Source organism: Methanococcoides sp. DA23, from assembly GCF_057593895.1.
In genome coordinates this window covers 1,951,157-1,963,170 of the sequence record NZ_CM172520.1, presented here as the reverse complement: position 1 = coordinate 1,963,170, position 12,014 = coordinate 1,951,157, and the positions used below count along the sequence as shown (strand labels likewise).

8 protein-coding genes are annotated in these 12,014 nt (G+C 45.3%); 5 read left to right on the top strand and 3 right to left on the bottom strand.

Annotated features, from left to right (window positions below):
• The first annotated feature begins 127 nt into the window (after positions 1–127).
• The 5 genes from AC20MK_RS09715 to AC20MK_RS09695 all read left to right on the top strand — a co-directional run bounded on the left by AC20MK_RS09715 (position 128) and on the right by AC20MK_RS09695 (position 7,899).
• Positions 128–802, top strand: coding sequence for a DUF2162 domain-containing protein (locus tag AC20MK_RS09715; protein ID WP_487355615.1), 675 nt, complete (start codon positions 128–130; stop codon positions 800–802).
• Between the two features lie 2 nt (positions 803–804).
• Complete coding sequence (locus tag AC20MK_RS09710) at positions 805–1,428, top strand: MotA/TolQ/ExbB proton channel family protein (RefSeq protein ID WP_487355614.1); 624 nt, start codon at positions 805–807, stop codon at positions 1,426–1,428.
• Positions 1,425–1,784: a DUF2149 domain-containing protein gene (locus AC20MK_RS09705; protein ID WP_487355613.1), complete on the top strand. Its 360-nt coding sequence runs from the start codon at positions 1,425–1,427 to the stop codon at positions 1,782–1,784. Before AC20MK_RS09710 ends, AC20MK_RS09705 begins: the two co-directional genes overlap by 4 nt.
• Before the next feature lie 173 nt (positions 1,785–1,957).
• A complete protein-coding gene (locus AC20MK_RS09700; protein ID WP_487355612.1) occupies positions 1,958–6,556 on the top strand; it encodes a cobaltochelatase subunit CobN in 4,599 nt (1,532 codons plus the stop codon).
• A 182-nt stretch (positions 6,557–6,738) separates the two neighbouring features.
• Positions 6,739–7,899 (top strand): Coenzyme F420 hydrogenase/dehydrogenase, beta subunit C-terminal domain, encoded by a 1,161-nt coding sequence (locus AC20MK_RS09695; protein ID WP_487357100.1) that lies wholly within the window; start codon positions 6,739–6,741, stop codon positions 7,897–7,899.
• A gap of 67 nt (positions 7,900–7,966) precedes the next feature.
• Here AC20MK_RS09695 and AC20MK_RS09690 read toward each other — a convergent pair whose 3' ends face one another.
• From AC20MK_RS09690 to cdhA, 3 genes are all read right to left on the bottom strand, one after another.
• Positions 7,967–8,227: a 4Fe-4S binding protein gene (locus tag AC20MK_RS09690; protein ID WP_172366872.1), complete on the bottom strand. Its 261-nt coding sequence runs from the start codon at positions 8,225–8,227 to the stop codon at positions 7,967–7,969.
• Positions 8,224–9,246, bottom strand: coding sequence for a hypothetical protein (locus AC20MK_RS09685; protein WP_487355611.1), 1,023 nt, complete (start codon positions 9,244–9,246; stop codon positions 8,224–8,226). The genes AC20MK_RS09690 and AC20MK_RS09685 overlap by 4 nt, the downstream gene beginning before the upstream one ends.
• Before the next feature lie 329 nt (positions 9,247–9,575).
• Positions 9,576–11,981, bottom strand: a complete 2,406-nt coding sequence (gene cdhA / locus AC20MK_RS09680; RefSeq protein ID WP_487355610.1) for a CO dehydrogenase/acetyl-CoA synthase complex subunit alpha — start codon at positions 11,979–11,981, stop codon at positions 9,576–9,578.
• Positions 11,982–12,014 lie beyond the last annotated feature (33 nt).

The following is a 12,014-nucleotide window of genomic DNA, read 5'->3' as shown; positions in this document are numbered from 1 at the left end:
ATTTGTATTAAATTATGCATATAATTTCAAAATTTAGATATTAAATATAAGCAAAAAGGGTGGTATATGTGGTCATAAATGAATACATTTCAGCATTTAGCTCGCCATGCCCAATGGGTGTTCCCAAATGAACATGGTAATTCTCACAGTCGTAGGTATCCTAATGGCGATCTTGCTCTTTGGTGTAAAAACCGGGATTGGTTGTGGTTTCTCTAACCGTAGTCTGAAAAGCATTCTTCTATTGGCTTCCAGTTATCTTGTCCTGTCCATCATTCTGGGTAGTCTGATAGGGTATGTGGACCAGTCGAACCTTGATGTGATTGCGAGCATGGGTATGTCTCTCCACGTCCTGGTTGCGTTGTTACTGATCGGGGCTGGCATCTATACCCAGAAACAATGGAACTGCGGCTGTGATGTTTCCCATCGTACATTCCTTGTGATCTCGCTTCCCTGTCCTGTCTGCCTGACAGCATTGTTCATATCCTGTATGCTGCTGGCATCATACATCGATATGAGTGGCACTCTGATAGGATTGCTTGTGGGAGTGGTTTTTTTCATTTCTGTCGTTTCAACATCACTGCTTTGCAAAAAACTTGGCAAGACCCCCGAAACGCTCGGTAACATCATGATGATCCTTGGTATCTACTATCTAATGGGTGCCATTATTGTTCCTGCTTACATCAAAACGAAACAGATGAACATCCCTCAATATAGTGCACCACCTATGGATATTCTTCCCTTTGTGGTATTCGCGGTCTTCATTGCCGGGGGATATGTTCTGAATAAAATACGGAGTAATTGAAAATGGCTATTGATTCATTTTTGTTCCAGCTGATGTACACTGCATCAGCTGCGTTGTTATATCCAGTGGTCATTCTGCTGCTGTTAGCAGTTGCAGCATCCCTTGGATTGATCGGTGAGTTCATTTCTGAATATGCAAAACGTCACCGCAATGTGCGGGAACTTGAAAAAGTTGGTCGAAGTGTGCAGGAAAGCGTGAAAGCTTCTTCGATTGATAATGCGGCAGAAAAACTGCACGGTCTTGACCAGAACCAACTGGTAACCTCATTTGCAAAAGATGCTGGTGAGTATCTGAAACAGAACTCTATATCATCTATCGACTGGCTTTCAGAAGAGTACGAGGTAAGGATGACAAAGCGTCTGGAGCAGACCAAGATACTATCCACGGTTGCTCCAATGCTCGGTCTGATGGGTACCTTAATTCCATTGGGCCCTGCACTCATTGGTCTTGCACAGGGTGATATCCTCCAGCTTGCTAACAACCTGATGATCGCTTTTGCAACAACAGTTCTCGGACTGTTCGCAGGTATCGTAGGGTATGTCCTGACACTTGTCAGAAAACGGTGGTACTGGCAGGACATGGCGGATATCGATTATCTTGTGGATTCCATGGGGTCTGAGCAATGAGGAGAAAACGCTATCATAGGACCGGTATTCTCTTTGAGGAAGAAGACCAGAACCCTCTGACGGGTGTTGCGAATCTATTCGATGTCGCCATGGTGTTCTCAGTAGCACTTCTGATAGCTCTTGTCATGTCTTTCCAGCTTCCTGAGCTTCTAAGTCCTACGGAAGATATCACCATCGTCAAAAATCCGGGTCAGGACAATATGAAGATAATCGTCAAGGAAGGTCAGAATATCGAAGTACTGAACATGACCAGCCAGATCGGCGGTGGTACTGGTGAGGCACTTGGTACTGCTTATCAGCTGGCTGATGGAAGGGTCGTCTATGTTCCGGATTCAGGTAATGAGACCGGATCATGATCTTTTTTTGGTCTTTATCGGTTCTTTATGATCGGAAATGGAATTTGAACAGTATTAGATAAAATTAGAATTAAAAACTGAATTGAATGTGGAAAAATTAGTAGTTTGAAACATCCCGATAAGCCGCCAAGCAAATTTCCGGGATGTTCCAGGCACATTATCGGGTGGATAATATGCAAAAAATAAAACATCAGTTATTACTATTAAGTGTTTTGATTTTACTGGCGCTTTCGCCAGTGGTATCGGCAGAAGGAAACCAAACGAATGTAATGTTTGTGCTGGGCACGGATGTGAATGAAGCATCGTTAACAACTATGTCTTCGCACCCTAACATCACATCCAACCTGACTGTAACGATCTTCAACAGTACTGAAACCGTTCCGTCAGGATTCAATTTCTCTAATTATTCCGTCATATTCCTCGAATCACAGTCGGAGAGTGTTGTCAACGACTGGCAGGCGAATTTGACTTCTAACCTGACCACCGCCAAAGACAATAACTGTAGCGTGATCGGATACAATCTTTCATCCAATATCACCTTGCCAAATGTTGACCTGTACTCAAATGATTATACATACATCGAACGGTACTGGATACAGGGTGGCGACAACAACACGGAGTCCATGCTCAAGTTCATGGGGCAAAAGTTCTGCGGTGCATGGGCGAATGAGACCATTCCAGAACCTGTTATTCTGCAGTCCAAACAAAAGATCACCTATATTATAAACTCTGATACCAGCAGGCACTATCTTTACCAGGTCCTGTCAAAGAGAAGTGTGATCACAGACAACTTCAATGTTACTGTGATGAGTGGTAGTGAAGCTGCTAACCTCAGCGATGTTTCTGACCAGGACGTTATCATGCTCTACATGATAGGTGCCAACGAACTTCCCGATTTCAAGGACGAACTTCTCGCTGCAAAAGCCAGTGGCACACAGATCGGGCTGTTTGGTATGAGCGATGTGTATGGAATAGGAACCATCGATATGGAGAATGCGCCACATAGCTCAATGAAGGATTATCTCTATAATAGTGGATACACGAATATGGAGAACTGGGTCCGCTGTATCGGAGCAACCCTCGAGGATGTGTACGTTGAATACTCGGCTCCAGCCGCACCTTCAATCCCTGATCATGGCATTTATCATCCTGATGCATTCCCTAGGGTATTCGAGAACAGTACTGAATACCTTGAGTGGTATGAGAGCAATGGATACAATGCATCTGCACCAACTATTGGAGTGATCGCAAGTTACAATATCGAGAAAACAACTCTTCTTCATACCACCGATGATGCAATAATCAACAATCTGGAATCAAAAGGATATAATGTTATTTTCTCAACATACAAAGTATGCACCAATGATGTTGACTATTTCACACAGAATGGAACTGTACTGGTAGATTCCATCATTTCATTAAAGGGCTTCAGTCTCAATTACGGAGACCAGGAAAAAGGCGTTGAGTATCTCGAGGGGTATGGTGTTCCTGTAATAAAGGGTGTGCTTGATTATTACCAAAGTCCAGATCAGTTCAATGAAAGTTTACATGGTATGGACCCAAGTTCAATTCCTTCCCATGTCACTCAGCCTGAGATCGATGGGTTGATTGATTTCATATGGATTGCTGGTAGGGTTACAGATCCAATCTCCCAGCAGAAATACTATGAACCCCACATGCAACAGTTGGACTGGATGTGTGACCGTGCAATCTCCTGGGCAAAACTTGGTCATGTTAGCAATGCTAACAAGAAAGTGACTATTATTTACTATAATCATGAGGGTGGCAAGAACAACATAGGTGCCAGCTACCTTGATATCGGTTCAAGTTTTACATTATTGCTTGAGCAGATGCGAATAGCAGGTTATGATGTAGGAAATGGCACTATTCCAAATGGCAGTGAGTTCATCGATAGGTTCATCGAGAGCAGGAACGTTGGTTCATGGGCACCAGGTGAACTTGAGAAGGTAGTCAACTCAGGTAATGTCATGCTGGTTCCAGTGGACGAATATCTCGCATGGTACAACACTCTGCCACAGTCCGTACAGGATGAGGTAGAAGCACGATGGGGCGAAGCACCAGGTGACATTATGGTGTACGAGAATAAGTTTGTGATCCCTACCGTACAGCTTGGTAATATCAACTTCATACCACAGCCGACCAGAGGTGCCTTGTCAGACGAATCGGCAATGTACCACGATAAATCATTACCTCCTACTCATCAGTATCTCGCGACATACTTTTGGATCAACAATGTCTATGATGCTGATGCTATGATCCACTTCGGTACGCATGGTACTCAAGAATGGTTGCCTGGGAAAGAGGTTGGACTGTGGAAGTATGATTATCCATCCATCATGGTGGCTGATACACCTGTAGTATATCCATACATCATGGATAATGTAGGGGAAGGTACTCAGGCCAAACGTCGAGGCAATGCAGTGATCATAGATCACATGATTCCTCCAATAACAGATGCAGAATTATATAGTGAACTGGCTACTATGCATGATACGATGCATAGTTATGAGGATTCGGCAAGTTCCAATGATACTGCAATGATGGCACTTTATCGAAACAGTACTATCCAACTTTACGAAAATCTCTCGATGGAAAATGATCTGACTGTGACGGCTGATGAACTAAGGGCAATGCCAGAGGTCGATTTTGCGAACTTCTCTTCGGGCACTCTCCATGATTATCTTCATCAATTACAAGGTACACTCATGCCCCTTGGACTTCACACATTTGGTGTTGCACCACAGGACGAAAAACTTGTCACCATGGTCAAATCAATGCTTCGCAGCGCTTTAATTGATCATATCGTTGATGTAATTCCCCCTGTAGGAGATGAGGTGGATTGGACTGATACTGCTGATTCTTATGCAACCGAGCTTTTGAATGCTACATTGCTCAATGGCACGAACGTTTCAGCTGCTCAGTTAAGTGTGTTGAATCTAACCGATTCAAGCATCACAGCAGATCTGAATCTGGCACTGAATTATTCCAGTGCTCTGGTGGATACCTCCCGTGAGATCACTCAGACGTTGTATGCTCTCAATGGAGGATATATTGAACCTGGGTCTGGAAATGATCCGATACGAAATCCGGATGCTTTACCAACAGGCAGGAACTTCTACAGTTTCGACCAGAGGAAGTTCCCTGATGTTGAAACAACAGCTATGGGTGCGATCCTTGCAAACCAGCTGCTGCAGCAGTACCATGATACACATAACAACACCTATCCAAACAAGGTAGCTTATGTTCTCTGGTCTACGGAAACGATGCGTCACCGTGGACTCATGGAAGCCCAGATATATTCGCTTCTTGGAGTAAATCCAACAAGGAGTTATGGTCGGATAACAGGCTTTGAAGTCCTTCCAAGGAATGACACCAACCCAAGGATAGATGTGGTCATCACACCTTCAGGACTCTACAGGGACACGTTCCCGTATCAGCTTGAGCTGATCGATGAGGCAGTCCGAACGGTGGCAGCACTCAATGAGACCAATGAAACGAACTATGTCAGATGGAATTCCCTGAAGATGGAAGAAGCACTTCTGGCCAGTGGATTCAATAACAGCACAGCAGAGGCGCTCTCACAGTCTAGGATATTCAGTGAATCACCGGGTTCATACGGTACAGGGCTTCCGGGAGCGGTGACCGCGAGTGAGACATGGGACAGTGATGATGAACTTGCAGATCTTTACATGTCACGCATGTCCAACATCTATGGGCAGGATATGTGGGGTGAAAACTATGAAGACGTTTTCAGGATGAACCTAATGGATGTTGACGCTGCCATACACAGTGATACCACGAACTTGTATGGGCTCATCGATAACGATGATTTCTACCAGTACCTTGGTGGACTTGGGCTTGCGGTGAGGTCATTGACAGGAGATAATCCGGAGATGTATATTGCAGATCTGAAAAGTGTGGACAATCCCCAGATCATTACCCTGAACGAGGCATTCAGGACGGAGTTGCGTGCAAGATATTTCAATCCTAAATGGATAGAGGGTATGATGGAATACGATTACGCTGGCGCCAGGGAGTTCATGAAGTTCACCGAGCATATGTGGGGCTGGGATTCGACGACCCCTGGATTGGTAAAGGATTCTGACTGGAATGAGATATACGACATCTACGTCAACGACAAGTACGATCTTGGCATGGAGGAATTCTTCAATGATAACCCATATCAATATCAGTCCATGACTGCTCGCATGCTTGAAACCGCAAGGAAAGACTACTGGGATGCCTCGGATGAGACACTTCAGAACCTGGTGAAGGAGTACGCAGAATCTGTGGTCGAGAACGGTGTAACATGCTGTCACCATACCTGTGGTAATCCGTTGCTCGATAGTTATATACAGGGCGTGATGTCCATACCAGGTGTTGTTTCACAGGAGACCATAGACGAGTACAACAAACTGATGCAGGAAGCCACACAGAGGGAAACTTCATCATCAGCTTCCAGTACCCGCAGCAGCAGTAGCGGGACGACTGCATCTGCTTCGATCGTCAATACCACTAGCACAAGCAGTGTTGATGGTGGGTATGGAACTACAACCGACCAGGCAACAGAGTCTTCTCAGCAAAACACACAAGACAACTACGTTGAAGGGTATGAAATGACAAAAGAATCCACAACAAGTGATTCAGCCTCGTCGTCTACATCCTTCTCCGGTGCTGATATTTTAGGCAGCGTGTTGGTCATATTGGCCGTTTCTGTCATATTTATCGGTTTCAGGAGGCGAGGGGTCTAATATCAATTTAGTAGCACTTCGATAATGTTGTCGAAGTGTCCTTTTCTTTTTTTCTCATTTTTTATTTTTTAGTTCTTTTATTTTCCATCATTATAAACAATTAAAATTAACATTCATGAAAGTTAGCTTTAATACGAATGATTTATTAGTGCTATCATTCACATTCGTTTGGAATGATAACAATGCTCATAGATCCCATCTGTAAGGCCCAGGTATCTAAAGATAGTGACTATGTCACTGAATATGGCGGGAAAAGCTATCGCTTTTGCTCTGACCGGTGCAAGAGCAAGTTCGACAGGCTTGAAAAAAGTGTTATACGCCTCAAGCGCAATATCGGTGATCAGGAGAAGATCTCCTTTGGCAGGTTGAACAAGGAGATCATCAAGAGTGGGATATGCACTTTGTGCGGTGCATGCGTTGCTTCCTGTGAACATGTCACTTTTGTGGACAACAGGCCAAAACTTGTGGGTAAGTGCAATGCCTGTGGGGTTTGCTATAATCAATGTCCTCGGACCATTACCAAGGAAGAGGACCTCATTGGAAAGATAAGGTATGGCTATGCTGCAAGGTCCGCTATTCCCGGATTGAAAGGGCAGGATGGCGGTGTTGTAACTTCAATGCTGGCATACGCACTTGATGAAGGGTTGCTTGATTGTGCCATCGTTACTAAAAGGTCCGAGGATGAGCCCTGGAAGGCTGAACCTGTGATAGTCAGGACCTCTGCTGAAGTGCTTGAGTCTGCCGGGAGCATCTATACCCATAGCATGACATTGGAGCCTTTGATGAGCGCCATAAAGCAGGAGATGGGGAGCATCGGTTTTGTTGGCCCAAGCTGTAACATAGACGCGGTACACAAGATGCAGACCAGTTCGTATGGTTTTCTTCATCTTTTCTTAAGGGCAAGGGTGCTTAAGTTTGGTCTGTTCTGTATGGACAGTTTTGAGCACGATGGCATTAAGGAATTCGTTGAGTCTAAAGGGCTGGACCTTACTGATATCCATTCAATGAAGATCAGAAAAGGCTTCTTTGAGTTTGGTACTTCTGAAGGTATGAAAAGCTACGATCTTTCAGAATTGGATCAATACCGTTGCAGTTCGTGTAAGTTCTGTACGGATATGGCTGCTGAGAACACTGATATCTCATTTGGTGGCGTGGGTACTCCGGTCGGCTGGACCACAGTGCTCGCAAGGACGTCGATCGGGTATGAGATATTCAATGAAGCGGTTGATAGTGGCTATCTGGAAGCTCGTCCTCTGGAAAAAGCTGAAATGGACCGGATGGTCAACCTTGCAAAGATGAAAAAGGTGCAGATGTACACGTTGAACCGCAGGCAAAAGAGCTGATGGTCCAACTCTTCCTTTTTTAATTGCAGTTAAGTGTCAATAAATACTGTTAAGGGTCTGGCTTGGTTTAGCAGCAGCCTGATCCACAGCCTTCACCTTTTGGCACTATCTTAAGTATATCTTCTTTTATGATCGCTGAGAGGCAGCCGGTTCCTTTTGTCAGGTCTATTGCATCGAATGAGCAATTGTTCGCACATGCCCCGCATTCCATGCACTTATAGTAATTTGTCAGTACCGCTTTTTTTTCTTTCATGGCGATTACCCCCTGGGGGCATGTTTTTACACAGACTCCACAGCCTGTGCATTTCTGTTTGTCGAAGTTTATCATGGTGTAACTCCAATGATCATTACCGCTATGTATGCACCAAGTATCAGGAGTGCGCTTACTGGTAGTAGTGCGATTATGTCCTTTTTCACAAGAGAATAATTGCTTGCACCGGAGTTGCCGGTGTAGTAAAGGGCGAAAAGAATGCTCAATCCAAGGATGGCTAGAGTGTAGCCGAGCTGTTCAATGAACTGGGGTGTGTGATCGCTGAAGTAGTATTGCAGTGATGCCAGCGCAATACCCAGGACGATCCCTTTTGTTCCGAACCTTCTTCCAGGGATGAGGGGGAAGAGTGTTATGAACAGGAATCCGATGAATATTCCCAAAGCTATGGGTTGCCAGTGTATGCCTGTGGGGAAGAACGCGTGCCATATGAACAGCGGAATCGCCCCTTTGAACATATGCTTGCCGAACTGGATAAGGGATGCCGGCAGTGTGAACAGTCTGTCTCGAATGTTGAACTTATACCGGTCGTCTGCGCAGTCTTTGTATGGCTTGTTCTCCAGGAACTTTGGTATATCTTGTCTGTATATCGGCCCGATAACTGGTTTTAATCCCGCAAGACTTGCCTCCTTTAGTGAGATGCCGGAAAGGCTGAGTTTTGGCAGGATGATCTGGAGCTCATCTGTATCTGTCAGATCATTGTGGCTGTAACGTTCCAATTGAAGCATGATCTGCTGAACATTGAACTGCCCTTTTCCACTGGAACACCAGACGTTTATTCCTTTGGTGTCGATTACCAATATCCTTACATTGCACCCTTTTAATGTTCTCCACAGGAGGAAAACTGTAAGGTGATAGTTTGCAGTGACTATCATCGGGGTGGATATGTCATAGCTATTTCCTGTATAATACAGCCCCGGATCTACGCTGCGGTGTGTATGGAACATATTTATCCATGAGAGAAAGGCGTACCAGTAGTCTCTACCGATAAAAATGAGCTTTTTCGGTTTTGGTTTGAAGCCGATGTTGACACTTATTCTATCACTGTTATTTGAACAGCAATCATTGTTTGCCATCATTATTTCACCTGTCCCACTTAAATTTTCATGACTTAAAAAGTCCTTGACTATATTCATATACTCTTTGGCTCATTTCCGCATTTGGATTGGGGGCTGGTAAACTTCTGCTAATTTCTGTATCGATGTGGGATCTTTGGAGATATATGAGTAAACTCAAAAAAGAATATAACTTTGATCATTAAATGATCTGATGGACCGTTCAGGTCCATCATCCGGTGTAGTGGAATTCTGGATTATCAGTTTTGCAACTACCTTTGCTGGTTTGGCTCTAATCCTTTTACACCACATTCTGTGAATAACTGAATATTCTCTGTGAGGTAGCCCGGAGATCACGCTTCCTTACAAAGCCTTTTTAGATTGGTCGGCTGGGCTGATACATCCAGTTTCATGGACGGTCCTGAGATGATCTTCTTCCTGTCCCAGTCGATCTCCCATCCATGCTCCTCTTCAAGCATCTTTAGAAGCTCTCCACGCTTTGCAAGGGGCAGGTCTGTCTCGGTCCTGACAAAAGTGTGCCAGTCATCGGGCATTATTCCGAGATATTTCTGGCTGAGCTCAATGTAATTGGTGAGTTTGATCATCCTTCCCATATTATTGTCACTTGGACGTATGCAACTCTTGGCAAGCATTGGCATTAGCTCTTCAATGGTCTCTGTAGTGGTCAGCAGGTATTCAGGTGCAGGTGGAATTGGCATCACTTCACCATTACGTGCATCGTATACTTTCCACTTGTCCGTATCATATGGTTTTCCGATAATCGCCCTGCGGAACTTCGAGCCGTGGGGTCCGAGCACTACAGGTATTCCCAGTCTGTTGCAGCCTGTTCCAATGGAAAGGGCCTTCTGCGAATAGGCACCCCATGCAACCCCGACCGCACCCACACGATTCAGTATATAGTCAGCGATCTCTTCGTAGTTGCCTGTGATGTCCCTCTGTGCAAATATTGCTGCAACTTTGATCGCAACTGCCGTAATATGGGAGTTGGATACGCAGGAACCCATATTGATCAGATTGCCTTTGAGGAACTTTGCCGGATACTTCTCATAGAGTGTCTGACCTTCCTCATCCTTGTACATCCCAACATCCATTCCAGAACATCCTGAGACCAGGACAATGTAATTCCTCTTTAGCATCTCATCTGCTATATCGTACACATCTTTGGTTCCGCCCGGATAGTTCGAGCATCCCACTATTGCAACGATACCAGGTGTTGTTCCAAGTACAAGGTTGACTCCCTCTTCCCGGATCTCGGGGTCACTGATCTGGCCTCTTCCAACCCTTACTTTTCCTATCTCTTCTCGTATGACCTTTTGTGCCGCCTTCTCGATCACATTCAGTACAGGAATATCCTTCGGGCATGAATGGTCGCATCTGCCACATCCTATACATTTGTCGCGGAGTACCTCAAATGGTTCCAGGTCTCCATTTTCTGCAGCGGTCATTGCATCGCTGATGGGCAGATTGGTCGGACAGGCAAGCTCACATGCCAGACAGTGGACACATCTCGACGTAAGTTCTTTGAACTCGTCGTTGGATGGTAGTCCCCTTATGCCCTTTTCATCGCGTATGGTCGCCATCTTTTGCACAAGAAGTGGTGCCAGTTCTCCAAGCTTGTCAAGGTCAAGCATGAGCGCACCTGGCTCCTTTCCACTGGTCAGGTCATCAAGGATGTCATCTATACTGTCATTTGACCTGTTTGGGAGGCCATACATTATTTTCTCGTTGGTGGTGATCACAGGAATCATGAGCTTCTTTGCCTCTCTGAGGACATCGGCACGCACACACTGCTCATCAACAACAATGACATCCGGAACGCCTGAACGTATCATCTTCAGTTGTTTGGCAAGGGTACTGACTATCTTTGCTTTTGGAGCATTTCCACCCTCTGTCTTATAGCGGGTCATGTCAAGAGCGGTACAGCACAGCCCTCCAAGTTCGATCTTATCAAGAAGGTCATGTTCTTCCATGTAATCGATTATATTGGAAACACCCGCCATATTGTGCCCTATAACTATCAATACAGGTTTTGTGGAATCGATAGACCCCATACCTATCTCTGCGAGAGGTGTTTCGGCCTCTCCCTTGGGGAATCCCAAACATGAGATCTGTGCGATATCAGACACTTCCATGCCCACATGGTCGAGCATCCCGGCGTGCAGGGCCTTTGACTCGAAATCGATAGCTTCGCCTTCCTGGCCCATGTGGATTGTTGCCATAAGCTGGGTTAGCTGTTCTTCTACATACACCAGTACCGCTTCAAGATCACCGATAGTTTCTGGTTTGTATCCTGTGACAGTCTGGGTGTTAGGTGCTTTGATATTAGATGACCCCACCTCAATGGGATGATTCCTGCCGAACTTTTCGATCAAATAATGAAGGAGGTGACGTCCGTGTGCAGAGTGGGCCGCGGCCCCTATTATCGTACTAAGCAGGAACTCCCGCGCGGTCTGACCTGCCAGATTGATGCCACAAGCTCCTTCTTTGTTACCACTCAGATTACATGGACCGAACGTACAGTAACCGCATTGGTCGGACGTCGGTGTATACACAGGCTCGTACCGATCGAGCAGTTTAAAGTCCCAGTCCCTTAGTGCTGCTATTCCGGGTCTTGGAGTTGGTCCCTTCTCACCTTTTTCTTCTATTTCCTTTTCGATAGCTCCCACAATGTTGCTAATGTTGATCTGGACGTTTTCCAGGTCTTCAATGGAGATCTTACCTGAAGTTAGCTTACTCATTTGTTTTTACCCCCTTAATATGCCCCAGTGTCA